The sequence below is a fragment of the Amycolatopsis ultiminotia genome (assembly GCF_039536925.1).
Lineage (GTDB): Bacteria > Actinomycetota > Actinomycetes > Mycobacteriales > Pseudonocardiaceae > Amycolatopsis > Amycolatopsis ultiminotia.
In genome coordinates, this window is sequence record NZ_BAAAZN010000031.1 from 38802 (window position 1) to 63111 (window position 24310).

The following is a 24310-nucleotide window of genomic DNA, read 5'->3' on the forward strand; positions in this document are numbered from 1 at the left end:
TCGGTCGCGTCACCTACTGCGGGGCACGGAACACGTACGAGCCCGCAGGCAGGTAGTAGCTGCCCGGCGCCGACTGCACCGCTTCGGGCGGTGCGGTGATCTCGTCCGGCCGGCTGGTCGGGACCTGCACCGTGGCCGAGGTCCCGGCCGGCACGCTCACCCGCAGCGTGAGCTCGCCGCCGGCGATCGACCAGTCGCTGGCCGAAGCGCCGTACGGGGTTTCGTACGTCGACTTCGCCGACGTGAGGCCGCCGCCGGGCTTCGGCGCCACCAGCTGCTCCGAGTAACCAGGAGCCGCCGGCGAAAGCCCGCCCACCTGGCGGTACAGGAAGTCGCCGACCGAGCCGAGACCGTAGTGGTTGAACGAGTTCATCGCCGGGTCGTTGAACGAACCGTCGGTCTTGATCCCGTCCCAGCGTTCCCAGATCGTGGTCGCGCCGTTGCCGAGCTGGTAGCCCCAGCCGGGGAAGTCCGGCTGCTTCAGCACCTGGTAGGCGACGCCGGCGTGGCCGTGGTCGGCCAGCACCGGCAGCAGGTTCTCCACCCCGAGGAACCCGACGCTGAGGTGCCCGCCGTCGGCAGCGACCTTGTCCGCCAGCCGGTCCGCTGCGGCCTGCGCCCGGTCCGCCGGCAGCAGACCGAACGCGAGTGCCAGCACGTAGCCGGTCTGGCTGTTCGAGCCGATGGTGCCGTCCTCGGCGACGAACTTGCCGGTGAACGCGGCACCGATCCGGTCGGCCAAGGTGCCGTACTCGTCGGCTTCCGCGGAGTGGCCGGTTGCCGCCGCCATCCGCGAGACGAGCCGCGCCGACCAGCCGAAGAACGCGGTGGAGATCAGGTCCTGGCCGGTGTTGTCGTTGACGTTGAGCCAGTCGCCGTGGGTCCACTGGTCGCGGATCAGGTCGCTGCCGGAGGTGCTGCGCAGGTACTCGACCCACTTCACCATCGCGTCGAAGTGCCGGTCGATCACACTGGTGTCGCCGTAGCGCTGCCACATCGTGTAAGGCACGAGCACGCCCGCGTCACCCCAGCCTGCCCGGCCGGAGGTGCCGAGCACGTCCGGTGCCACGTCGCTGAACGAGCCGTCGTCGTGCTGGGCGTCGACCAGATCGTCGGTGAACTTGCCGAGCAGGTTGCGCACGTCGAGGTTGAACGTCGAGGTACCGGCGAAGATCCCGATGTCCCCGGTCCAGCCGAGCCGCTCGTCCCGCTGCGGGCAGTCCGACGGGATGGACAGCATGTTGGATCGCTCGCCCCAGACGATGTTGTGCTGCAACTGGTTCACCATCCGGTCGGAGGTGGTGAACGTGCCGGGCTGCTTGCCGTCGGTCCACATCGCCCTGCCGGTCACGGTGTCCGCGGTCGGTGGCGAGGCCAGGCCGGTCAGCTCCACGTACCGGTAGCCGTGCACGGTGAACCTCGGCTCGTAGACCTCCGGCTTTCCGGTGCCCGCCAAGGTGAAGTGGTCGCTCGCCTGCGCGGCGCGCAGGTTGTCGGTGTAGACCGTGCCGTCCGGGTTGAGCACCTCGGCGTGCCGCATGGTCACCGTCGTGCCTGCCGGGCCGGTCACCGAGAGCCGGTTCCTGCCTGCGAAGTTCTGGCCGAGGTCCAGCACCCACACGCCCGGTTCGGGCTGGGTGATCTGCACCGGGTGGAACTCCTGCTGCACGGTCACGCCGTTGTCCACCTGCGGCACCAGGTTCGGCTTCGGATCGGTCCGCACGACGGCGGTGGGCCAGGCGTGGTCGTCGAATCCGGGACTGTCCCAGCCCGCGACCGCCTGCCTGGCGTCGTAGGTCTCGCCCTGGTACAGGTCGTCGGCGCGGATCGGCCCGTCGATCGTCTTCCACGAGCCGTCGGTGGCCACCACCGAGCTGCTGCCGTCGGCGTAGCTCAGCTGCAGTTGCGCCGAGTACCAGGGCCGAGTGCCGTAGTGCTGCGCACCGGCGATACCGAGGCTGCCGGAGTACCAGCCGTTGCCGAGCATCGCGCCGATCGCGTTTTCGCCTTGGCGGATCTGGTCGGTGACGTCGAATTCCTTGTACTGCAAGCGTTTTGCGTAGTCGGTCCAGCCGGGTGCGAGCAGGTCCGAGCCGACCCGCCGACCATTGAGCCGGGTCTCCTGCAACCCCAGCGCGGTGGTCAGCAGACGTGCGCTCCGCACCTGCTTGGCGACGGTGAAACCCTTGCGCAGCAAAGGAGACGGCGAACTGATCGAGACCTCCGATGCCCACGGCCCGCTGCCGTACCCGGCCACCGGCTGCGCCGCGGTCCACGCGCGGTCGTCGAAACCGGGTTGCTCCCAGCCATCCGGACCGTCCTGGTTCGCTTTCCACCCGCCGTCGGTGACCACCGTCGGTCCATCCGGGACGGTCAGCTTGGCGAGCACGCCCGCCGGGCTCTGCGTCGTGTTCTCGCCGCGTACCGCGATCGTGTTGGTTCCGGCGGTGAGCTTGCCGCCGAGGTCCAGCACACTCGCGTGCCGCCACGAGTCGGTCGAGGGAGGTGCCGAGCTCACCTGGGTTCCGTTGACCCACACCGTGACACGGTCATCGCCGGTCACCACCAGCGTCGCCCTTTCCGGTGCGGTGCTCAGGTCGAAGGAGCGCCGGAAGAACCGGGTCGACGGTGGCACGCCGGCGCCCGGATCCCCTTCGGGGAACCAGATCCAGTTCGCCCCGGCGAGATCCGGGCCGGCGCCGGGCCTGCCGATGAACGCGCCCTGCCATTCCTCGGCCGGCTTGCGCAGCGCGGTTTCGAACCGCTGCGTCGCACTCCAGTTCCCGGCGCGGCCCTGCTCGTCCCAGACCCGCACGCGCCAGCTGTATCCGGTCATCGATGCCAGCGCGGGTCCGTGGTAGGCGATATCCGTCTGCTGGGCCGAGACGACCTTGCCGCTGTCCCAGATGTCCTTGCCATTGCCGGAAACCACGACCTGGTACGCGGACTGGCGGTGCGGGGCCGCTGTCGCCGCCAGTTGCCAGCCGAAGCGGGGTGGCGCCGCCGGGTCGATGCCGAGCGGAGCCGTGTTCCCGTCGACGCTCGGGGACGCGACGTTCAGCGGGGAGACAGCGGTTGCATCGGGCGTCGCTATGGAGTCTTTCCACGGTGCGGTGCGGTAGCTGCCGAGGTCCCTGGCCTTCGGCCAGCCGCGGTCGGCGAAACCGGGCTTCTCCCAGCCCTGCGGCACGGCCTGCGCGGTCTTCCAGCCGGCGTCGGTGACCAGGTCGGTGGTCCCGCCCGCGGTGCTCACGTGCAGGTGGCCGAGCAGCCCCGCGGCCCCGCCGGTGTTGCGCGCGGCGACCGCGATCGTGTTCGTGCCCTCCTGCAACGCCGGCTGCAGGTCCACGGACATCGCGGTGCGCCACCCGCCCTTGCCGCGGTCGGCGGAGGCCAGCGGCTTGCCGTTGAGCCAGACGTCGACCAGGTCGTCGCCGGTCACCAGGAACCGGGCATCGTCGACGGCTCCGGCGGCGACGGCGAACGTCGTGCGGAAGTACCGTTGCGCGGCCGGGGCGGAGACGCGCGGATCGCCCTCCGGGTACCAGACCCAGTGCGCGGCGGACAGATCGAGCGGCGCCGCGGCCGTGCCCGGCCCGGACCGGGATGTCGCGCCCGACGGCAGCGCAGCGATGCCGGCCAACAGAAGAACCGCACCGAGCGCGGTCGCGGTCGGTCGCCAGAGGTGCGAGGGCATAGCGGCTCCCTGCGAGGCCAGGCCGGAATTTAAACGTTTTAACCGGCGAGCTGTGACGGTAGCCCGGCCGGATGTCCGGGCGCAATCCGCCGGAAGTCGTAAGGCGGCCGGTGCTCGCGAGTGAGCGGAAGTGGCTGGTGGCCGGTGGTTGCGAGTGAGTGGAAGTGGCTGGTGGCCGGTGGTTGCGAGTGAGTGGAAGTGGCCGGTGGCCGGTGGTTGCGAGTGAGTGGAAGTGGCCGGTGGCCGGTGGTTGCGAGTGAGTGGAAGTCGCCGGTGGCCGGTGGTCCATGGTCGTCGGCGGGGTTGGCGGTGACCGGAAGTTGCGGATGGCTGGTGGTCCGGGTGGGGTGCGCGGGGCCGGGGAGCTGTCGGCCTTGCCGTAGAAGCTTTTGGTAGTGGTAACCGCGGGCGTAGCCGGTTCTTGTGGAGGTCGCCCACCTGCTGGAGCGGTTCGTCGAGCGTGTTGTCCTCGACGTCGGTGCCGGATGTGATCGGAGTTGGCGACGGTCACCGACGTCCGTCTGACTTGGCGCGATGGGTGGTGGGTGACGCCGCGCGGAACGTGGTGACGGCAAACTGTACGACGATCAACGCCAGCCGTGCCGCGAACCCGCTGATGTGAAACGTTCAAACGAGGCCGACTTGGGAATTGTCGCCGGTCCGGGTGGTCGGTTCCGTCCGGGTTGTTGCGTTAGGCGTGTCGTGCGGGGTGACTGGGTGGGAAGCGCACGTGGGCCGGGTGGGTCACTCCAGGGCGCGGTCGACCAGGCGGGCGGCGGCGCCGGTGTAGCCGGCCGGGGTCAGGAGATCGGTCAGCTCGTCCGGGGTGAGCACGGCGGTGACCTCGTCGGTCGTGGTGAGGATTTCGGTGAGGGAGCGGTCTTCTTCGGTTGCCCGGCGGGACGCGGTGGCCAGGATTTCCTCCGCACGTGCTTTGCCGAGCAGTGGGGCCAGCCTGACGGAAAGACGTTCGGAGACGATCAGGCCGTGCGTGTGGCCGGTGTTTTCCCGCATCTGTTCGGCGTGCACCTGCAGGCCGCCGGTCAGTTCGGTGGCGGTGTGCGCGGCACCGCCGGTGAGGCGGAGGCATTCGCGGAGCAGGTGCCATTCGGCCTGCCACACCCCGGCCGAACGTTCGTCCTCGGCAAGGCCGGACTGCGTGACACCGGCGGCGAGCACCGGGACCTGCAACGCAGCGGAGCGGATGAGCGCGGACAGTACGGGGTTTCGCTTGTGCGGCATGGCGGACGAGCCGCCTCCCGCGGCCTCACTCAGCTCACCGATTTCGGTGCGGGTGAGGACCAGGACGTCGACGGCGATCTTGCCGAGCGCCGTGGCCGTCTGTGCGAGCGCGCCGGCGAGTTCGGCGATCGGTGAGCGGTCGGCGTGCCACGGCAGGATCGGCGTGGCCAGGCCGGTTTCCGCAGCGAAGGCGGCGACGAGCCGCTCCGCGTAGTCCTCGGAGCCGTCGCCGTACTCGACGTACGCGGCGAGCGTGCCTGCTGCGCCACCCATCGACACGGGCAGTCGCAGCGAACGCAGTTGCCGTGCGGCCGCGAGCACTCCCTGCCGCCAGCCGACCGCCTTCAGCCCGAACGTGGTGGGCACGGCGTGCGCGGTGAGAGTGCGGCCGGGCATCACGGTGTCCCGGTGCGTGCGGGCCAGCTCGGCCAACGACTGTGCTGCGCGATCGAGGTCGACGACGAGCAGCTCGATCGTGTTCCGCGCGATCAGCATCAGCGCAGTGTCCACAATGTCCTGGCTGGTCGAGCCGCGGTGCACCTGATCGGCGTCTTCGGGCACTGCCGCGGACAGCTCACGCACCAACCCGACGACGGGGTTCGCGGTGGCCCTCGAGCCGCGCGCCAGCTGGACGACGTCCAGCCCGCCTGCGGCCAATCGCCGGGCGGCCGTGGTGATCCGTTCCGCGGACGCAGCGGGCACCGAGCCCAGCCGGGCCTGCGCTCGCGCGAGCGCCGCCTCGGTCTCCAGCATCGCCGCGGCGAACGCGGTGTCGCCGGTCGCCTGTTCGGCCGGCGTGCCTGCCCGCACCGGCGACAGCAACCCGGAATCAGGATCGACGCTCATGTCCTCAGCATCGCACGCGCTCAGCTGCCCACCCGAACCGTCGGTGGGCGCGTCGCATCCGGCACCCACCGGTTCCGGTGGCCGCCGCTGCGGACCGGCGTGCTCGAACGTGCGCTAGGCCACCCGGCGGGGCGCGGCTAGCGCCTTCGGCCGAGCCTGTCCATGCGGAATTCAGGTGAATCACTGGTTCCGCGGGCACACTCAGACACGGTTTCCGGGTGCTTCCGTCGCTCCGGCGGGGGTATCGTCGGAGTAATCTTCGGATTAATCTATTCCACGGCTCGGGGCGGGCTGTCCGCCAGCCGGCGCACCGTCGGCTGGGCCAAACGTACTAATGAACGGTGAATACCTGCGCCATGGTCGAAGCGAGTGTGTCGATGGCTGATTTGTCGATGTACACCCATACCAGCGGACAACTCGACCGGCTTTGCCGCGCGGTGGGTTTTGATCCCGCGGAACGTCGGCACCTGGACCTGCTTCGCGGATTGCTCGGGACGGCGGGGGAGGCCAGTGTTTTCGAACCGCCGAGGGTTGCCTCAAATGTGGCGGACGACACTTCTCCGATCGAATTTTCGGTGGCTTTCGATGCGGACGGTGAATGTGTGGTACGCCTTCTCGGTGAGGCGGTCGGCGATCCGGGGCCACGGGACTTTCTCGACCGGGTGGCTGCCGAATACGGCCTGGTCACCGACCGGCTCGACGCGGTGGCCGACCTCTTCCTCCCGCACGAGGAGCGCCGTGGCCCGTTCACGCTGTGGTACTCGCTGATCTTCCGGCCCGGTGCCGCGCCGCGGCTCAAGGTCTACCTCAACCCGCAGATCAGCGGCTCGACCATGGCGGATTCCCTGGTCAGCGAAGGGTTGCGGCGACTGAACATCGCCGAGGCCTTCGATCCGGTGATCGAGTACGCGCTGCGCCGCGGCGATCTGGACAACTTCGCCTTCTTCGCGCTCGACCTCGACGACAGTCCACTGTCGAGGGTCAAGGTGTACGTCTCGCACGAGGCGGCGGAGTCCGAGGACGCCGAACGTGCGGCCGAATTGGTGCCCGGCACCGATCCGGCACTGATCCGTGAATTCCTCGCTCTGCTCGGCGGGCGCAAGGGTCCGTTCGACGGACGGCCGCTGGTCTCCAGTTATTCTTTTGTGGAAGGCTCCGGGCATCGGCCCGCCAACTACAGCCTCTACCTGCCCATTCGCAGTTATGTGCCGGACGATGAGGTGGCCAGGGCTCGGGTACAGGCCATTCTGGCACAATTCAATTTCGATGGAACCACATTGGACAAGGCCATTGCCGCGGTTTCCGATCGGTCATTGCGGGACGGGGTCGGGCTGATCGCGCACGTTTCCCTGCGGATGGGCGAATTCGGCTCGGGAATCACCGTTTACCTGTCCTCGGAGGCGTATCAGGTACTGCCCCCGCGGAAACGACCGGCGCTCAGCGCGCTACCCGCCTTGCGGTAGTTTCCGGCGGTCACCCCGAAGTGGAGGAAAAACGCATGCGGACCTTCCCCCCGTACCGCGCTCAAGTCGTGGCGGAAATCCCGATCACCACCCGTGCGGAGCGGGAGCAGGCGCTCGCCGCGGCCGGGTACAACGCCTTCAACCTGCCCGCGAACCAGGTCACCATCGATCTGCTCACCGACTCGGGTACCGGTGCCGTCTCCACCCGCCAGGAGGCCGCCGCCGCAGCGGCGGACCGGTCCTACGCCGGATCGGACTCGTTCTTCCGCTTCCGCGACACACTCGCCGAACTCACGCACTACCCGCACATCCTGCCGGTGCACCAGGGCCGCGCGGCCGAACGCGTGCTGTTCTCCAGTGTGCTGGCGCCGGGCAGGATCTCGGTCAGCAACACGCATTTCGACACCACCCGGGCGAATGTCGAACTGCTCGGCGCCGAGGCCAGGGACCTGCCGTGTGCCGAGTTCACCGACCTCGACAGCGCGGAACCGTTCAAGGGCAACATCAACCTGGCCGAACTCGAGGCACTGCTGAGCGGTCCGGAGTCCGATCGGGTCGGCATGGTGCTGATCACCATCACGAACAACGGCGGCGGCGGTCAGCCGGTTTCCATGGCCAACCTCGCCGCGGCCGCGAAACTCGCACGGGCGCACGGCGTGCCGGTGTTCCTCGACGCCGCCCGGTTCGCGGAGAACGCGTGGCTGGTGGTACAGCGCGAGCAAGGCTACGGCGGCAAGACCCCGCGTGAAGTCGCGCAAGAGGCGTTCCAGCTGGTCGACGGCTGTGTGGCGAGCCTGAAGAAGGACGGTATCTCGCCGATGGGCGCGTTCATCGGACTGAACGATCCGGTGCTCGCGCAGGCTTGCGAAGGGAATCTCATCGCCACCGAGGGGTTCCGCACCTACGGCGGGCTCGGCGCGCACGACCTCGACCGCGTCGCCAAGGGCTTGCAGGAGGTGCTGGACCCGAACTACCTTGCCGCGCGGGCGGGCGAAGCCGCGCGGTTGGCGCAGCTGGCGAACGAGGCCGGGGTGGACATCGTGCAGCCTGCCGGAATCCACGCGCTCTACCTCAACGCCGGACGGCTGCTGCCACACCTGCCGGCCTCCAGGTTCCCCGGCCACTCGCTGGCCTGTTCGCTGTATCTGGAGGGCGGAATCCGTTGTGTGGAGCTGGGTTCGCTCTACCTCGGCACGCTCGACGACAACCACGAGCTGGTCACCCCCGCGCCGTTCGAACTGGTGCGGGTGGCGCTGCCGCGGCGGGTCTACAGCCAGGGCCACTACGACTACGTGGCCGAAGTCCTCGCGGACATCGCGAAGAATCCGGAACGCGTGCCCGGCTACCGGATCGTGGACGCGCCGAAGCTCCTGCGGCACTTCAACCTGCGAATGGCGCCGGTCGGCTGAGCCTCGCCGGTGCGCCCGGCCGCCACCGGCGCACCGGCGGGACTCACGCGGGTTGCGGGACCACCGTCATCGCGTGCTTCACCAGCCGGATCAACGCGATCTTGCTGGAGTCGCGCTTACGGGCGTCGCACATCACGATCGGCACCCGGTCCGGCACCACGAGTGCCTCGCGGATCTCGTCGGAGGTGTAGCGCGGGGCGTGGTCGAAGCAGTTGACCGCGACGATGAACGGGATCTTGCGTCGTTCGAAGAAGTCGACCGCGGCGAAGCTGGTCTCGAGCCGGCGCGGGTCGACCAGCACGATGGTGCCGATCGCGCCGCGGGCCAGGTCGTCCCACATGAACCAGAAGCGCTCCTGGCCGGGAGTGCCGAACAGGTACAGCACGTGCCGCGGGGAAATGGTGATCCGGCCGAAGTCGAGTGCGACCGTGGTGGTCTTCTTCTGCTCCACTCCGGACAGGTCGTCGATCCGGGTGCTCGCCTCGGTCAGCACCTCCTCGGTGGACAGCGGCGGAATCTCGCTGGCCGAGCTGACCATGGTGGTTTTGCCCGCGCCGAAGCCGCCGGCGATGATGATCTTGACCGGGGTCGGGACCGCGTCGATCCCGGTGTGCTCAGAGCTTGATGAGGCCATCGAGAACCGCCTGGAGAGTGTGGTGGTCCGGCGCCTGCGCCGGCTGCTGGGACGGGGCGCGGGTGATCACGAGCCCGCGATCGATCAGGTCGCCGCAGAGCACCCGGACGACGCCGAGCGGCAGCTTCACGTAAGCGGCGATCTCGGCGACCGACAGCGGGCGCCGGCACAGCTCGATGATTTCCTGGTGCTCCGGGCCGAGCCCGCGGGGGTCGGAGTCCGCCTGCAGGGTCATCACCTGGGTGGACAGGTCGAGCCTGCTGTGGTCGGACGGGGTCCGGCCGCTGGTGATCGTATAGGGCCGGACCAACGGCCCGGCTGCCTCGTCGTACCAGTTGTCGTCGCTCACGTGGCCTCCCGTAGCAGGTTCGCGGCTTCGCGCGGTGCCGACGCGAGGTAGTCGCCGACGCGTTTGACCAGCCGGTTCATCTCGTACGCGATCATCTCGACGTCCACATCGGCACCGGCGAGTACGGCGAGGCAAGCACCCTGGCCCGCAGCCGACACGAACAGGTACCCGCGCTCCATCTCGATCATGTTCTGCAGTACGGGCCCCCGGTTGAACTGCCTGCTCACCCCTTTGGCGAGGCTCTGCAGGCTCGACGCGATGGCGGACAGCTGGTCGGAGTCATCCTTGCTCATGCCGGCGGATTTGCCGAGCAACAGCCCGTCGGCGGAGAGCACGATGGCGTTCTGCGCGCCGACGACGCGGTTGACAACGTCGTCGAGGAGCCAGTTGAGATCGGGTTTGGCGGTCCGGTACTCGTTCATGCGGACAGACCCTGACTTTCGGTGGGTGGGGTGTTCGGTGTGCAGTATCGCCGGTGCGGGGCGCGGTCACTGTTCATGCGCGCCACCCCGGGCACGACGGGTGCCCTTGTGGAACGCAGTCAGCGTGCGAACGGTGGTCTCGCCGGTAGCGGTGACGTCCGCGTCGTCGGTGCTGGGCTCGTCCTGGAGCTGGGCCACGAGGTTCTGCTGCGGTTGACGGCGGGGCAGCTGGGGGCGCTGGTCGCCCTGCAGCCGGCTGAGGTCCTCAGCAGGCGGCACCGGCTCGACCGGCGGAGTCACTTCGGCGGACGGTGCCTGCGCAAAGGACGGTGCCTGCGCAAGAGGCGGCGCCGCCTCGGCGGGTTTCGGCGCCGCGGGCGGCAGCGGGTGCGCGGGGTAGGGCCGGGGTTTGCTCTCCTGGCCCTGGCGCACGGGCAACGAACCTGCGGTTTCCGCCTGGCGCACCGGCAGCGAGCCGGCGGTTTCCGCCTGGCGCACGGGTTCCACCGCATGCCCCGCTTCCTCCGCTGTCTGCCTGCCGCCGACCTGCGCGAGCACCGGGACCTCGGGCTCGTCGGCCGGTGTCTCTTCGGCGAGGTGCTGGGTCGGGATCAGCACGGTGGCGCGGGTGCCGCCGTAGCGTGACGGGTCGAAGGTGACCCGGATGCCCAGCCGCGAGGCCAGCCGGGCGACCACGAACAGGCCGAGGCTCGAGTCCGCGCGCAGTGCCATCGCGTCGAATTCGGGGGCGTCGGCCATCATCGCGTTGGCCCAGTCCCGCACTCCCTCCTTCATGCCGAGGCCCTGGTCGGACACGTCGACCACGACGCCGCGGGCGACCACCCTGCTGGTCACCTCGACCGGCGAACCGGGCGGGGAGAACGAGGTCGCGTTGTCCACCAGCTCGGCGATCAGGTGGATGCTGTCGGCCACCGCGGTACCGACGATCGAGACTTCCGGCACCTGCTCGACCTGCACCCGGGAGTACTGCTCGGTCTCGGACACCGCCGCGCGCAGCACCTCCATCAGCGACACCGGCCTGCGCCAGCGCCTGCCGGGCTGCTTGCCGCCGAGGATGATCAGGTTCTCCGTGGTGCGCCGCGCCCGCGCGGCGAGGTGGTCGAGCTGGAACAGCGACGCGAGCTGGGTCGAGTTGTCCTCCCTGCTCTCCATCTCGTCGAGGATCTGCAGCTGCCGGTGCACCAGCACCTGGTTGCGGTGCGCGATGCCGAGGAACACGTTGTGCACGCCGCTGCGGGCCTTCGCCTCGTCCGCGGCCGCGGTGACCGCGGTCGTCTGCGCGAGGTTGAACGCCTCCGCCACCTGGCCGATCTCGTCCCGTCCGTGGTCGAGCCTCGGCAGTTCGGCGGTCACGTCCACCGGTTCGCCGTTGCGGAGCCTGCCGACGATGTTCGGCAGCCGGTTGCGGGCGAGGTCGAGCGAGTCGTTGCGCAGCCGGGCGAGCCGCGTCATCAGCGCCCGGTCGACGAGCGAGCGCGACACCCGTACCGCGACGATGATCGCGGCCAGCGACGCGAGCAGTGCGAGGACGCTGCCGAGGATCGCGTTGCGCAGCTGCGCGTTACCGGAGTCGATGGCCGCGGCGGACACCTGATCGGCCTGTTCGGAGGTGAGCTGGTTCAGTCCGTTCGCGACCTGCGTGGTGAGTTCGTACCAGTCGTTCGCGCCGACCGGCAGCGGGTTGTCGTCGTCGGAGGACCACGTGCCGTGCTGGATCAGCGCGGTTTCCGCGGCGGTGAGCCGTTTCCAGGCGTCGCCGTTCACGAGGGCGCGGTAGCGCTGCTGTACTGCCGGTTCGAGGAACGGCGCGATCTGGTCCAGCTGGGTGCGGTAGAAGCCGGAGAGGCGGGTGAACTGCGCGAAGTCCCCTGGGCTGATGGAACCGCCGGTGAGCCCGGTGGACACCAGTGACGTCTCCCGCGACATCAGGTCACTCGCGCGGAACAGCGTGGTCGCGGAGATGGCGCCCTGCACGGCGGTCGCGTCGGGCACGATGCGCGCCTGGGTGTCGAACAGCGTCGCCGCCGAGTCGAGCACGCCGTTGTAATAAGTGTTCACCTGCGCGTGGTCGATGCTGCGGAAGGTGACCTGCGAGCGCAGCACGGGCAGCCGGTCGAGCTGGGTCCGCAGTGCGGTGACCTTGGTCGCGATCTCGTCCGGTGCACTCGAGATGGTCGAGTCGAAGGCTTTCTGCAGTCCGGTGAGCTTCCCGTCGGTGTCCCGCTGCTGTCGCTGCAGTGCCTGCGGTTCCGCGGCCGGGCTGTCCAGGTACTGCAGTGCGATCTGCCGTTCCTGCTGCAGCGAGGACAGCGCGGTCAGCGCGGGGATCGACACGTCACGCACGGAGACCGCGACGAGCCGCACGTACAGGCCGTTGATGAAGAAGTACGACGAGAGCGCCGTCCACAGCACCAGCAGCGTGATACTCGGGATGAGGACGGTTCTGGTCAGCCTCTTGCGGATCGACTTGTCGTACGCCTTGCCGGGCTCGTCGTTGTTCTCCACGATGATCCACGAACTCCTGAGTCATCCTCGGCGAAAGCCGGAAAGCCGGCGGGGGAAGGGACACGACGGCCGGTGTGAGTGGTCGTCGTCACACTGTGTCCGACATACCGGTATGACACACCTTTCGCAGAGCCACGGGATGGAACAGCCCAGGTTTCTATCACGAAAGATCCCCTGGCGGTGCCGCTGATCGGGCCCGGTGAGCGCGCCGCCGGACCGGTCACTGCCCGTCGCGGCGAGGTTACCGGTGTTTGCGGAGGTACCGGCCCCGGACCGGGTCCGGCTGCGCTGAACGGGTGAAGGTGAAATCGGCAGGCGGTCGCCGGCTCCCAGTGGTTGGGCGGTCGGCGAGGAGATTTGTCGACAGCTTCGGGCCGGCTGACGGGGTAGCCACGCACGCATCATTTCCACGTAACGCGGTGCGGCCGTGACGAGGTGGTCGTGGTGACCCAGCAGGGTTTCCGATCCGTCGAGCAGGAGCACGCGGCGTGCCCGGACGACAGCCGGTGCGCGATCACCACGAGGGTGCCGCCGTGTTCCGCGTGCACCTCGGCCGTCGGGTCCAATGTGGAGGTTGCTTGGTCCGGTACGACGATGCCGGCTTCGGCAGCGTAGGCCCGGGTCAGCGCGATGAGCTGGGCTTGCCTCGCGGACAGGCCGCGCACACCGTGGCCGGTCGCGCGGCTCGTAGCCGGGGATGCCACCGAGCAGCACTTGGCCGTGGCGTGCCGGCAGCAGGCCGGCCAGGGCCGATTTGCCGATTCCGCTCGCGTAGCGGTTCGACGACTCGGGCAGCTGTTCGACGACCTTGCCGAGCTCGTGCCCGGCGAGCCGGGAGCCGAACGCGCCGGCGAGAGCGACCCCAGCCTGCCTCGGGGGCGGCATGTCGGGAGTGCTTCGGTGCTCCCTGGGCAAAAGGGATCTCGGTGACCAAACCGAGCCCGAGCGGGACGTAGCCGAGGACGGCTCCTGCGGTCAGCTGTCCGGTCAACTTGCCGGATCCGGCCGCGGCCAGCGCACCGCTCGCGCGAGAGCACCCGGCGACACCAGCTGCACCACGACCGACCCACCTCGCCAGTGCTGCGCCGGCCACGGAGTATCGCGCCGCGGCCAGTGCATCGGGCAGCAGCAGTCCGGGCCGGTGGGGATCAGCGACGGCACGACTACCGCGGCCGGTCGGACCCGGTCCAGCACGGCGACCGAGCGCGGCAGGCGATCGGCGGATCCGGCCGTCTCACTGTCTCGGTTCGCTTCGCCGGGGCAGAATCCCGTCTCCTGCGGACTCAGTAACAGGTGAGCAGGCTCAGGTTGCTGGGCGGGCCGTGCCGGTGCCCGTCGTGCCGAGGAAAGGCAGCAGTTCAGTGCCGTCCAGTAGCGCGGAGAGGGTGCGGAGGATCCCCGTGCTGCCGGTGCTGACGTCGGTCGAGAGGCGCAGCAGCGGGGCCCGCCCGCCGCGGAACGGGGTGGCGCGCCAGGACAGCCGGGCCAGGTGCAGGTCGACGGCTTCGCGGACGCGGCGGTCCGGCGCCGGTCCGAAGGACAGTGCAGCAGCCAGCCCGCACCGGCCGTGGAGCAGCCCGGGGTGGAGCACGAACTCCCCGCGGCACGCCTCCCGTAGTCCGGGCAGGCTCCGGCACACCTTCGCCTCCGGGCGATGCCGCGCCAGCTGCTCGGCGACCACCAGTATCCCGGCGCTGCCGACGCCGAGATACCGCAGTGTGCGCCGCGCACCGTCGCGGACCTGCAGTGATCCGTCGTCCGCCTGGACGCATTCCTCCAGGTCCCGGTCGAGCGCCTGGTCGGCGAACACGAGCCAGGCCGCCTCCCCGGTGCGCTCGTACAGCCGCAGGAACAGCAACGCCGGGCCGGTCCAGCCGCTCAGCAGCCCGGCGCGGGCGAACCGGCCCGGTGGCGCCGCGGTGTCCAGCGCCTCGGCCAACTGCACCGCGGTGTCGAGTGCCTGCCTGCCGAACTCGTTGTCCCCGCGGCTGGTTGCGAAGTGCAGCCGGGTGAGGCCGATGCCGGCCAGCCCGCTGCCCAGTCCGTGGTCGGTGGTCTGCGCGACCAGCGCCTGCGCCTCGGTGAGCAGCCGGTCTGCCTCGTCGTGGTAGCCGAATTCCTCCAGTACGTAGGCGATGCCGTGACTGCCGTCGAAGAATCCGGGCCGGGCGGGAGGTTCCCGGCGCACTGAGCCGAGCAGCCACTGCTCGTGCTCGGGATACCGCCCGGCGCCGGTGACGTGCAAGGAGTGCAGCACTCCCGCAGCACCCACCGCGAACCCTGCGCCGGCTGCCCGGAACTGCTCGATATCGCCGGGGAACAGCCGGTCCCTGCGTTCCGGCGTGGCACTCGTGAGCACGGCTTCGGCGATCTGTTTGCGCACCAGCGACCAGTCGGGCGGCTGCTCGTCGATCTCGAACCCGGGCCGGTCGGCCGGTGCGGGAAACCCCGGCGCACCGAGTGTGAGCCGGTCCCCGGACCCGGCTTCGATCGCCATCTCGAAGTCGACCAGTGACACCGTGTCGTCGCCGTCCACCAGCACGTTCAGCGCGTGCAGCTCGCCGAACACGATCCCGCGGCGGTGGATTTCGCCGATGATGCGCTGCACTTGCGCCATTACTGCCAGCGCGCGTTCGCGGCAGGCCAGCAGATCGGCCTCGGTGCTGTCGCGGCGGGTGAGCGGGTAGTGCAGCGCGAGCCAGTTGCCCAGCGACGTTCCGGGCATCTGCTGCATCGCCAGGTAGTGGTGCTCCCAGCCGGCGACCCGGTACGGGGACTGCGCGCTGCTCGTGCGGACAGCGACGCTTTCGGCCAGGCAGTCCGGAATCCGCACCCAATCCGGTACGGAGAACGCTGGTTCCCGCGGATCCGGCACCAGTGTCCCGTCCGGACGACGGATCGCCGGCACGCGGGTTCCGTCGTGTTCCGTCCAGCGTTCGGCGAATCCGCCGTATCGCACGTAAAGCGGGACTTCTCGGTATCGCAGATCGCTCAGGATACCGGCGCCGTGCGCACCGGGCAGCTCGGCGGAAAGGTCGCGAAGTATCCGTTCCAGCGCGGACTCGCCGGCAGGATAACTCGTGCTGAGTTTGCCATTTCCGGAGTGTGCTAAGTATTTCGAATTCCGGGCCAGCAGGATCGCGCGGGAGCGCAGGTGCTGGTGGGCAACCCGGTGGTCGAGGCAGTGCTCGGGCACCCTGGTGAGTACGCCCGCGCGTTGTCCATCTCGGCCGAGACCTGGATTTTCCAGCCCTGTACGGGAAGATCGCGGTCGGGCGGCAGCCAGCTCCCGCGCACGCCGACCGTCCACATCGGTCCCGGTGCGGGCAGGTCCGCGGCCGGCTCGGGCGTTTCCCGTGGTTCGTCCAAGAACACCGGGTCGAGGAAGCAGCGGACATCCATGAAAACGGCACCTCCGCATTCCGGTGAAACGCCGTCCGGCCGATGTCGGACGGTAACACCATTCCCGCACGGCGGGTGCGCCGTGGCCAATCCGCCAACCCGGGGGTTCGGCTCCGCTGATCAGGGCGACGCCGGTGCGCCCGGTCCGCCACTGCGGGGACCCTGGGTGATTCCTGACCACCCGGTCGGGCGGTAACGGTTGCCGTTTCGGATTGCCGACCCAGGTGGCGTCGAGGAGTCCGGAGAAATTGGCAGAATGTCATCAACTCGTGCCGGTGATCCTTTTTCCGCCGACGGCCTCCCGGCGCGGCACGGCGTGGCCCTGACCACGCCGGCAGGCCTCGCCCGTCCGGTGCGCTCAGCCAGGCGGGTAAGTTTGGGCGCGGCGGGCAGGAGGAGGAACGGGTGATCTTCGGTTTCGCGGTGGCAGTGGCGGGATGCGCCCTGCTCGTCGCGTTGTGGAGCTTCGTGCAGTCGGTGCGCAACCGGCTCCCGGACACTCCGTTGCTCGTCGCGCTCGCCGTGGTGGAACTGCTGCTCGTCGCCCAGCTCGTGGTCGGTGTGGTGCTGCTGGCGGGCGGAGAGCGGCCGGGCAGCATCGCCACCTACCTGGCCTATCTGATCGGCTGCCTGGTCGTGCTGCCGGTCGGTGCGGCGTGGGCGCTGGCCGAGCGCAGCCGGTCGAGCACGGTCGTGCTCGGCATCGCCTGCCTGGCCATCCCGGTGATGGTGCTGCGACTGAACGAGGTGTGGAGTGGAGCAAGCGCGTAGGACGGCCACCGGCCCCGGACGGGTACTGGTCGCGGTGTACGCGATCTTCGCGCTCGCCGCGACCTCGCGGGCGGGCGTGCAGATCGGCACGAAGTTCCACGAGGCTCCGCTGGCCTACCTGCTCTCCGCGTTCGCTGCCGTGGTGTACATCCTCGCCACGGTCGCGCTCGCCCGCGGCGGGGTGAAGTGGTGGCGGATCGCGTTCGCCTCGTGCACGGTCGAACTGCTCGGCGTGCTCACCGTCGGCACGCTCAGCATCTTCGACCGGCAGGCGTTCCCGGACGCCACGGTGTGGTCGGTGTACGGCCAGGGATACGTGTTCATCCCGCTGGTGCTGCCGGTGATCGGGCTGTACTGGCTGCGCCGCACCGCGCCCGAGCGCGTTTCGTCCTGACGCGCCTACTGTGGGAGGTGGCGCACACCGGTGCGCGGAGGAGGAGACCGATGCCAGAGCCGAAGATCCCCGGTCCCGACCACCCGATCACGGTCGAGCCGAATCCCGCCCGCGTCGTGGTCAGGGCCGGTGACCGGATCGTCGCCGAGACGGAACGGGCCCAGGTGCTGCGCGAGGCGAACTATCCGCCGGTGCAGTACATCCCGCTCGAGGACGTGGACACGTCGGTGCTGAGCCGCACCGAGCACCACACGTACTGCCCGTACAAGGGCGAAGCCGCGTACTACAGCCTTGGCGGCGTGCCGGAGGGCACCAACGCGGTGTGGGTCTACGAGGCGCCGTACGACGCGGTCGCCCCGATCAAGAACCACGTGGCGTTCTACCCGGACCGGGTGTCGGTCGAGGAGACCGCGGGCTGACCGGGTTCAGACAAGGGACTCACCACCGTCCACCGACAGCGCAACACCGGTGGTGAAAGTGCTGGTGAGCGCGAAGAGCACGGCGTCGGCGACCTCGTCGGAACGGCCGATGCGGCGCGCGGGGCTGCCGGCCGCACGCGCCGCGAAGAGTTCGGCCTTCCGCCGGTCGCCGAGTCCGTCGTAGGCCCCGGTGTCGATGGTGCCGGGGGAGACGGCGTTCACCCGGATCGGCGCCAGCTCGACCGCCAGGCCCCGGGTCAGTGCGTCCACCGCGGCGTTCGTCGCGCCCACCGCGAGCATGCCGGGCATCGGTTTGCGCGCGGAAGCGCCGGAGAAGAAGACGAACGAGCCGTCTTCCGGCATCCGCGGCGCGAAGTGCTTCGCCAGCAGGATCGGGCCGACCACCTTGGTGTCGAAGGAATTCAGCACGGTGTCGTGGCCGAGGTCCGCCGCGGTGCCGCGTGCGCGTGCCGACGCGGTCGACACCACGTGGTCGACCGTACCGCTCCGTGCGGCCAGTGCGGCGACGCTCGCTTCATCGGTGAGATCGACCCGCTCGACGGTGACGTGCGAGCCGGAGTGGGCCGCGGTGAGTGCGCCGGGATCACGGCCTGCCGCCACCACGGTGCCACCGACGTCCAGAATGGACAGTGTGATCGCCTGCGCGATACCGCTGCCACGGCCGATCACGAGTACTTTGCGATTCTTCAGCGATGCGGGCATTTCGGGTCCTCCTCGATGAATTTCTTCGGGTTGTTGCCGTGCTCACGCCGACCCGTGCCTGCCGAGGAAGTCGCGGATCAGTTCGGCGACTTCGGCACCCGCGCTTTCCAGGAGGAAATGGCCACCGTCGAGGAGGTGGATCTCGGCGTCGGGCACGTCGTCGGCGAACGCCCGTGCTCCGTCCGGGCCGAAGATCTCGTCGTTCTTGCCCCACACTGCAAGCACCGGCGGACGGGTACGGCGCAGGTACTCGTGCAAGGCGGGGTACAGCGGCGGATTGGTCGCGTAGTCGCGGAAGAGCGCGAGCTGCACGGCGTCGTTGCCGGGGCGGGAGAGCAGTGCGAAATCCTGGTGCCAGGTGTCCGGGCTGACCACGCTTTCGTCGGCGACGCCGGTGACGTACTGCCATTTCACCATCTCCAGCGTCAGTGCAGCGCGGATGCCGGCTTCGGTTTCGGGCGTCTGCTCCCGCTGGTAGTCCCACACGGTCTGCCAGAAATCGGGCACGAAGCCCGCGTCGTAGCCGTTGCCGTTCTGCGTGATGATCGCGGTGATGGCGGACGGGTCGGCCAGTGCGAGACGCCAGCCGATCGGGGCGCCGTAGTCCTGCACGTAGATCGCGTACCGCGACACGCCAAGCTCGCGCAGCAGTCCGGCGGTCAGATCGGTCAGCGCGTCGAAGGTGTAGTCGAATTCGTCCGCGGGCGGCGCGTCCGAGTAGCCGAACCCGAGGTGGTCCGGTGCGATCACGCGATAGCGGCCGGCCAGCTCGGGCAGCAGCGTGCGGAACATGAACGAGCTGGTCGGGAACCCGTGCAGCAACACGAGCACCGGCGCGTCCGCGGGCCCGGCCTCCCGGTAGAAGAGCTGCCTGCCCTGCACGGTCGCGTAGCGGTGGTGGACTGTCCCGGTCATATATAACCCCTTAAATCTAATTTGATGGTTAGACTGAAGCACGCTAGACTTTAACCTGTCAAGACTGATTTAGGGGTTAGGGATGACCGACGAGGCGTTGCTGCTCGACCTGCTGAACACCACGCCCGTCCTGGACGGGGAGCACCGCGACGAGCTGGCCGATCCGCAGGCGGGCCGTCGCTGGCTTGTCGAGCACGGCCAGCCGGCCTCCGACGACGAGTGGCAGACACTGCTCGACGCGCGCACTGCGTTGCAGGAAGTCGTCCGCGGCGGCGGTAAGCCGGAGTTGCTCAGGCGCTTTGTCGACGGCGTCCACTACGCCGCATCGCTGACCGGTGAAGGCGTGGCGTGGTCGCTGGATCTGCCGGAAGGTCGGTCCGCGGCGGCGCGCGCCGTGCTCGCCTGGGACGAGCTCCGGGTGTCCAGCCCCGGCCGGCTGCGCCCGTGTGCCAACCCGGAATGCCGGCTGTTCCTGGTCGACCACAGCAAACCCAACCGTGCCCGGTGGTGCTCCATGGCGGTCTGCGGCAACCGGATGAAAGCGCGGCGGCACTACCAGCGCACCCGCGCCGTCCCGGCGGACTGACGACCGGAGGGCCCACGCGAGCGACCTCGACCGCGGGTGGAAAGTTTCCGGCTGGGACTCGTTGCCAGCACGTGGCACGATCGCGCAGGTGACCAGTAGTTCCGCCGCCGGCGCGCGGCTCGGCGACCTCGTCCGGCTGCGCCGGGTCCGGGATCGGATCGACCGCGAGTACGCCCAGCCGCTGGACGTCGAATCGCTGGCCAAGGGCGTGCATCTGTCGGCGGGCCACCTCAGCAGGCAGTTCCGGATGGCCTACGGAGAGTCACCGTATTCGTACCTCATGACCCGGCGCATCGAGCGCGCGATGGCGTTGCTGCGGGCGGGAGAGCTCAGCGTGACCGAGGTCTGCTTTGCGGTCGGCTGCTGCTCGCTCGGCACCTTCAGCACCCGGTTCACCGAGCTGGTGGGGGTTTCGCCGAGCCGGTACCGGGCCGAGCACGCACAGTCGACCGAGGGGATGCCGCCGTGCGTCGCGAAACAGGTGACCAGACCGATCAGGAATCGAGAAGCGGCGGCCGGGGACCGCGCTTAGCGTGAGCGCCATGGACATCACCATTCACTCGAGCTTCCTCCCGCAGAACGATCCGGACGCCGCGCTCGCGTTCTACCGCGACACCCTCGGCTTCGAAGTCCGCAATAACGTCGGCTACCAGGGGATGCACTGGATCACCGTCGGCCCGCCGGGCCAGCCCGAAACGAACGTGGTGCTGTTCCCGCCGGAGGCCACCCCCGGTATCACCGACGAGGAACGCCGCACCGTCACCGAGATGATGGCCAAGGGCACCTACGGCACGCTGCTGCTGGCCACCAGAGACCTCGACGGCACGTTCGAGCGGCTGCAGGCGGGCGACGCCGAGGTCGTCCAGGAACCGACCGAGCAGCCCTACGGCGTCCGTGACTGCGCGTTCCGCGATCCGGCGGGCAACCTGCTGCGAATCCAGGAACTGCGCTGACCACGCCCGAGCCGAAGGAGAGCCGATGAGCACCGCCACGAAGCGGGATTCGCAGCACGCGAAGCTGCCCGTTGCCGACCGCCACGACCTGATCCGCGTGCTGGGCGCACGTGTGAACAACCTCAAGGACGTCAGCATCGAGATCCCGAAGCGCCGGCTTTCGGTGTTCACCGGCGTCTCCGGCTCCGGCAAGAGCTCGCTGGTGTTCGGCACGATCGCCGCGGAGTCGCAACGGCTGATCAACGAGACCTACAGCGCGTTCGTGCAGGGCTTCATGCCGAACCTGGCCCGGCCCGATGTCGACGTGCTCGACGGGCTGACCACCGCGATCATCGTCGACCAGCAGCGGATGGGTGCCGACCCGCGGTCCACGGTCGGTACCGCCACCGACGCGTACGCGATGCTGCGCATCCTCTTCAGCCGGCTTGGCAAGCCGCACATCGGTTCACCGCAAGCGTTCTCCTTCAACGTCGCCTCGATCAGCGGTGCGGGCGCAGTCACCGTGGAGAAGGCCGGACGGCAGGTGAAGGAACGGCGCAGCTTCAGCGTCACCGGCGGCATGTGCCCGCGCTGTGAAGGCCGGGGCTCGATCAACGACATGAACCTGGCGCAGCTGTATGACGAGAACAAATCGCTGAACGAGGGCGCGATCACCGTCCCCGGCTACAGCATGGAGGGCTGGTACGGCCGGATCTACCGCGGCTGCGGGTTTTTCGACCCGGACAAGCCGATCCGCCGGTTCACCAAGAAGCAGCTGAACGACCTGCTGTACAAGGAACCGACCAGGATCAAGGTCGAGGGCGTCAACCTCACCTACACCGGGCTGATCCCGCAGATCCAGAAGTCGTTCCTCGCCAAGGACGTCGACGCGATGCAGCCGCACATCCGGGCGTTCGTGGAGCGGGCGGTCGTCTTCCGCACCTGCCCGGAGTGCGAGGGCACCCGGCTGAGCGAACTGGCCCGTTCGTCGAAGATCGGCAAGGTCGGCATCGCCGAGGCGGGCTCGATGCAGATCAGCGACCTCGCCGAATGGGTGCGCGGGCTGACCGAGCCGTCGGTTGCGCCGTTGCTGGCGAACCTGGTGCACACGCTGGATTCGTTCGTGGAGATCGGGCTCGGCTACCTCAGCCTCAACCGCCCGGCAGGTACCCTGTCCGGTGGCGAGGCGCAGCGTACCAAGATGATCCGGCACCTCGGCTCGTCGCTGACCGATGTCACCTATGTGTTCGACGAGCCGACGATCGGGCTGCACCCGCACGACATCCAGCGGATGAACGAGCTGCTGCTGCGGTTGCGGGACAAGGGAAACACCGTGCTCGTCGTGGAGCACAAGCCGGAAACCATCGCGATCGCCGACCACGTGGTCGACCTCGGTCCCGGTGCGGGCAGTGCGGGCGGCACGGTGTGTTTCGAGGGCACCGTCGAGGGGCTGCGGACCAGCGACACGGTGACCGGACGGCATTTCGACGACCGGGCCGCGCTCAAGGACGTGGTGCGGGAGTCCGCCGGTGCGCTGGAAATCCGCGGTGCGAACGAGCACAACCTGCGGGACGTCGCGGTGGACCTCCCGCTCGGGGTGCTGTGTGTGCTCACCGGCGTGGCCGGTTCGGGCAAGAGCTCGCTCATCGACGGTTCGGTGGCCGGCCGGGAAGGCGTGGTTTCGGTGGACCAGAGCCCGATCCGCGGTTCGCGGCGGAGCAATCCGGCCACCTACACCGGGTTGCTCGAGCCGATCCGCAAGGCGTTCGCCAAGGCCAACGGGGTGAAACCGGCACTGTTCAGCGCGAACTCCGAGGGCGCGTGCCCCGCCTGCAACGGTACCGGCGTGATCTACACCGACCTCGCGATGATGGCCGGCGTCGCCAGCGTGTGCGAAGAGTGCGATGGCAAGCGGTTCCAGGCGTCGGTGCTGAAGTACCGGTTCGGCGGCAAGGACATCAGCGAGGTGCTCACGATGTCGGTGGCCACGGCCGAGGAGTTCTTCGGCTCCGGCGAAGCGCACCTGCCCGCTGCGCACAAGATCCTCGACCGGCTCGCCGACGTCGGTCTCGGCTACCTCACCCTCGGCCAGCCGCTCACCACGCTGTCCGGCGGTGAACGGCAGCGGCTCAAACTGGCCACCAGGATGGGCGAGAAGGGTGCGGTCTACGTGCTCGACGAGCCGACCACCGGACTGCACCTCGCCGACGTCGAACAGCTGCTCGCCCTGCTGGACCGCCTGGTCGACGCCGGGCAGTCGGTCATCGTGATCGAGCACCACCAGGCGGTGATGGCACACGCCGACTGGATCATCGACCTTGGCCCCGGCGCCGGCCACGACGGCGGACGCGTGGTGTTCGAGGGCACCCCAGCCGACCTGGTCGCCGCCCGCTCCACCCTGACCGGGGAACACCTGGCGGCGTACGTGAAAGCGTGAACGAGACACTGCCGGACCGGGTCCCGGTTCGTGGCCCGCGATCGGAACCCGGACTCACCTCCCGGGGAGGCGCCGTCGTCCGCGGTGGGAGCAGCGGTCGTCGCCGGATCCGGATTATTAGGTTAACCTAACCTCATGCGGACGATCTGTGACGTGGCCGAGCTCGAGCACGTCGTGGGGAGCAGGTCGCTGCCGGTGATGATGAAGTCCATCGACCGGCTCGACTCGCACTGCCACGCGCTGCTGGGCAGGGCGCCCGCGGCGGTGCTCGGGTATGTCGACACCGAGGGCAGGCCGCGGGCGGCGGTGGTCGGTGGTGCTCCGGGCTTCGCCGCCCCGGAGACGTCTGCCCGGCTGCGGTTGCCGGTGCCGGCGGATGCCGCGCAGGGGACCGGCGCCGCGCTGCTGGTGCTGCTGCCCGGCTGGCGCGAGACGTTGCGCATCAACGGGACGGTGGACCGGGGCGGCCTCGCCGTCGAGGAGGCCTTCCTGCACTGCGGCAAGGCGGTGATCCGGTCGAACCTGTGGGGACCCGGCGAAGGCGGGACCGCAGACACCGAGGAGGGCACGGTCATCGGACCGGCGGCGGAGGCGTTCCTCGCCACCGCGCCGTTTGCGGTGATCGCCTCGCACGACCACGAGGGGAACGCCGACGCGAGCCCCAAGGGCGATCCGCCCGGTGTCGTCCGGCCGATCGGGCCGACCACGGTCGCGGTCGCCGACCGGCCCGGCAACCGGCGCACCGACACCTTCCACAACATCCTGGAACGTCCCGAGGTGGCGATCGTGGCGGTCGCCCCCGGCGACGACCGTACGCTGGAGCTGACCGGCACCGCGACCATCAGCACCGAACCCGAACTGCGCGAGTCGATGTCCGAACGCAGGAGCACGCCGAAGGCGGTACTGGTGGTCGAGGTCGCGCAGGTCCGGCTCCGGCACACCCCGGCGCTGCGCGAATCCCGCTTGTGGGACGCCGAATGGCACGTCGATCCCGGCGAGCTGCCCAAACCGTCCGCGATCTGGACCGACCACGTCAAGCTCAACGAGACGAGCGGGGCCAAGGCCAAGGTGGTGCGCACCATGGCCAACGAAAAGATGCTGCGGACCGGGCTCGACCTGGACTACCGGCAGAACCTCTACTGA

The 24310-nt window shown here is 69.3% G+C and carries 20 protein-coding genes; 10 read left to right on the forward strand and 10 right to left on the reverse strand.

Features of this window, described 5'->3' with window-relative positions; genetic code table 11:
- Nucleotides 1-13: 13 nt before the first annotated feature.
- Nucleotides 14-3697, reverse strand: a complete 3684-nt coding sequence (locus tag ABD793_RS40540; protein WP_344869016.1) for a family 78 glycoside hydrolase catalytic domain — start codon at nt 3695-3697, stop codon at nt 14-16.
- A 744-nt stretch (nt 3698-4441) separates the two neighbouring features.
- Nucleotides 4442-5785, reverse strand: coding sequence for a class-II fumarase/aspartase family protein (locus ABD793_RS40545; protein WP_344869018.1), 1344 nt, complete (start codon nt 5783-5785; stop codon nt 4442-4444).
- A 392-nt stretch (nt 5786-6177) separates the two neighbouring features.
- On the opposite strand from ABD793_RS40545, the gene ABD793_RS40550 reads away from it, so the two are divergent.
- Both ABD793_RS40550 and ABD793_RS40555 read left to right on the forward strand, forming a co-directional pair.
- Nucleotides 6178-7248: a tryptophan dimethylallyltransferase family protein gene (locus ABD793_RS40550; RefSeq protein ID WP_344869080.1), complete on the forward strand. Its 1071-nt coding sequence runs from the start codon at nt 6178-6180 to the stop codon at nt 7246-7248.
- Between the two features lie 35 nt (nt 7249-7283).
- A complete protein-coding gene (locus ABD793_RS40555) occupies nt 7284-8657 on the forward strand; it encodes a tryptophanase (protein ID WP_344869019.1) in 1374 nt (457 codons plus the stop codon).
- Between the two features lie 43 nt (nt 8658-8700).
- Here the strand turns inward: ABD793_RS40555 and ABD793_RS40560 are convergent, their stop codons facing one another.
- The 6 genes from ABD793_RS40560 to ABD793_RS40585 form a co-directional block, all read right to left on the reverse strand.
- Complete coding sequence (locus ABD793_RS40560; protein ID WP_344869020.1) at nt 8701-9291, reverse strand: GTP-binding protein; 591 nt, start codon at nt 9289-9291, stop codon at nt 8701-8703.
- On the reverse strand, nt 9272-9640 hold the full coding sequence (locus ABD793_RS40565; protein ID WP_344869021.1) for a DUF742 domain-containing protein: 369 nt from the start codon (nt 9638-9640) through the stop codon (nt 9272-9274). Before ABD793_RS40565 ends, ABD793_RS40560 begins: the two co-directional genes overlap by 20 nt.
- Nucleotides 9637-10062, reverse strand: coding sequence for a roadblock/LC7 domain-containing protein (locus tag ABD793_RS40570; RefSeq protein WP_344869023.1), 426 nt, complete (start codon nt 10060-10062; stop codon nt 9637-9639). Before ABD793_RS40570 ends, ABD793_RS40565 begins: the two co-directional genes overlap by 4 nt.
- A 66-nt stretch (nt 10063-10128) precedes the next feature.
- Entirely contained in the window at nt 10129-12588 is a 2460-nt protein-coding gene (locus ABD793_RS40575) for a sensor histidine kinase (RefSeq protein WP_344869025.1), read from the reverse strand.
- Nucleotides 12589-12989: 401 nt separating this feature from the next.
- Entirely contained in the window at nt 12990-13292 is a 303-nt protein-coding gene (locus tag ABD793_RS40580) for a P-loop NTPase family protein (RefSeq protein WP_344869027.1), read from the reverse strand.
- Nucleotides 13293-13891: 599 nt separating this feature from the next.
- Nucleotides 13892-15784, reverse strand: a complete 1893-nt coding sequence (locus tag ABD793_RS40585; RefSeq protein ID WP_425548853.1) for a class III lanthionine synthetase LanKC N-terminal domain-containing protein — start codon at nt 15782-15784, stop codon at nt 13892-13894.
- A 611-nt stretch (nt 15785-16395) separates the two neighbouring features.
- Here ABD793_RS40585 and ABD793_RS40590 point away from each other — a divergent pair.
- The 3 genes from ABD793_RS40590 to ABD793_RS40600 are packed head-to-tail and all read left to right on the forward strand — an operon-like array spanning nt 16396 to nt 17574.
- Nucleotides 16396-16761, forward strand: a complete 366-nt coding sequence (locus tag ABD793_RS40590) for a hypothetical protein (protein WP_344869028.1) — start codon at nt 16396-16398, stop codon at nt 16759-16761.
- On the forward strand, nt 16745-17155 hold the full coding sequence (locus ABD793_RS40595; protein WP_344869029.1) for a hypothetical protein: 411 nt from the start codon (nt 16745-16747) through the stop codon (nt 17153-17155). The genes ABD793_RS40590 and ABD793_RS40595 overlap by 17 nt, the downstream gene beginning before the upstream one ends.
- Nucleotides 17156-17205: 50 nt before the next feature.
- A complete protein-coding gene (locus ABD793_RS40600; protein ID WP_344869030.1) occupies nt 17206-17574 on the forward strand; it encodes a DUF427 domain-containing protein in 369 nt (122 codons plus the stop codon).
- A gap of 6 nt (nt 17575-17580) precedes the next feature.
- On the opposite strand, the gene ABD793_RS40605 is transcribed toward ABD793_RS40600, so the two are convergent.
- Complete coding sequence (locus ABD793_RS40605; RefSeq protein WP_344869031.1) at nt 17581-18297, reverse strand: SDR family oxidoreductase; 717 nt, start codon at nt 18295-18297, stop codon at nt 17581-17583.
- Between the two features lie 42 nt (nt 18298-18339).
- Nucleotides 18340-19212 carry an alpha/beta fold hydrolase gene (locus ABD793_RS40610; RefSeq protein ID WP_344869032.1) on the reverse strand — a complete coding sequence of 291 codons (873 nt, stop codon included), beginning with the start codon at nt 19210-19212 and terminating at the stop codon, nt 18340-18342.
- Nucleotides 19213-19294: 82 nt separating this feature from the next.
- Here ABD793_RS40610 and ABD793_RS40615 point away from each other — a divergent pair, with 82 nt between their 5' ends.
- The 5 genes from ABD793_RS40615 to ABD793_RS40635 all read left to right on the forward strand — a co-directional run bounded on the left by ABD793_RS40615 (nt 19295) and on the right by ABD793_RS40635 (nt 24310).
- On the forward strand, nt 19295-19798 hold the full coding sequence (locus tag ABD793_RS40615; RefSeq protein ID WP_344869033.1) for a CGNR zinc finger domain-containing protein: 504 nt from the start codon (nt 19295-19297) through the stop codon (nt 19796-19798).
- An 88-nt stretch (nt 19799-19886) separates the two neighbouring features.
- Nucleotides 19887-20330 (forward strand): helix-turn-helix transcriptional regulator, encoded by a 444-nt coding sequence (locus tag ABD793_RS40620; protein WP_344869034.1) that lies wholly within the window; start codon nt 19887-19889, stop codon nt 20328-20330.
- 10 nt (nt 20331-20340) lie between these two features.
- Complete coding sequence (locus tag ABD793_RS40625) at nt 20341-20751, forward strand: VOC family protein (protein WP_344869035.1); 411 nt, start codon at nt 20341-20343, stop codon at nt 20749-20751.
- Between the two features lie 25 nt (nt 20752-20776).
- Entirely contained in the window at nt 20777-23167 is a 2391-nt protein-coding gene (locus ABD793_RS40630; protein ID WP_344869036.1) for an ATP-binding cassette domain-containing protein, read from the forward strand.
- Between the two features lie 135 nt (nt 23168-23302).
- The gene (locus ABD793_RS40635; protein WP_344869037.1) at nt 23303-24310 is read left to right on the forward strand and encodes a pyridoxamine 5'-phosphate oxidase family protein; all 1008 of its coding nucleotides are present in this window, start codon (nt 23303-23305) and stop codon (nt 24308-24310) included.

Coding starts and splice junctions, on each gene's coding strand:
- ABD793_RS40605 (WP_344869031.1), bottom strand. CDS start 18,297: ATGCCCGCATCGCTGAAGAATCGCAAAGTACTCGTGATCGGCCGTGGC.
- ABD793_RS40545 (WP_344869018.1), bottom strand. CDS start 5,785: ATGAGCGTCGATCCTGATTCCGGGTTGCTGTCGCCGGTGCGGGCAGGC.
- ABD793_RS40615 (WP_344869033.1), top strand. CDS start 19,295: ATGACCGACGAGGCGTTGCTGCTCGACCTGCTGAACACCACGCCCGTC.
- ABD793_RS40610 (WP_344869032.1), bottom strand. CDS start 19,212: ATGACCGGGACAGTCCACCACCGCTACGCGACCGTGCAGGGCAGGCAG.
- ABD793_RS40560 (WP_344869020.1), bottom strand. CDS start 9,291: ATGGCCTCATCAAGCTCTGAGCACACCGGGATCGACGCGGTCCCGACC.
- ABD793_RS40550 (WP_344869080.1), top strand. CDS start 6,178: ATGTACACCCATACCAGCGGACAACTCGACCGGCTTTGCCGCGCGGTG.
- ABD793_RS40570 (WP_344869023.1), bottom strand. CDS start 10,062: ATGAACGAGTACCGGACCGCCAAACCCGATCTCAACTGGCTCCTCGAC.
- ABD793_RS40555 (WP_344869019.1), top strand. CDS start 7,284: ATGCGGACCTTCCCCCCGTACCGCGCTCAAGTCGTGGCGGAAATCCCG.
- ABD793_RS40625 (WP_344869035.1), top strand. CDS start 20,341: ATGGACATCACCATTCACTCGAGCTTCCTCCCGCAGAACGATCCGGAC.
- ABD793_RS40635 (WP_344869037.1), top strand. CDS start 23,303: ATGCGGACGATCTGTGACGTGGCCGAGCTCGAGCACGTCGTGGGGAGC.
- ABD793_RS40540 (WP_344869016.1), bottom strand. CDS start 3,697: ATGCCCTCGCACCTCTGGCGACCGACCGCGACCGCGCTCGGTGCGGTT.
- ABD793_RS40600 (WP_344869030.1), top strand. CDS start 17,206: ATGCCAGAGCCGAAGATCCCCGGTCCCGACCACCCGATCACGGTCGAG.
- ABD793_RS40630 (WP_344869036.1), top strand. CDS start 20,777: ATGAGCACCGCCACGAAGCGGGATTCGCAGCACGCGAAGCTGCCCGTT.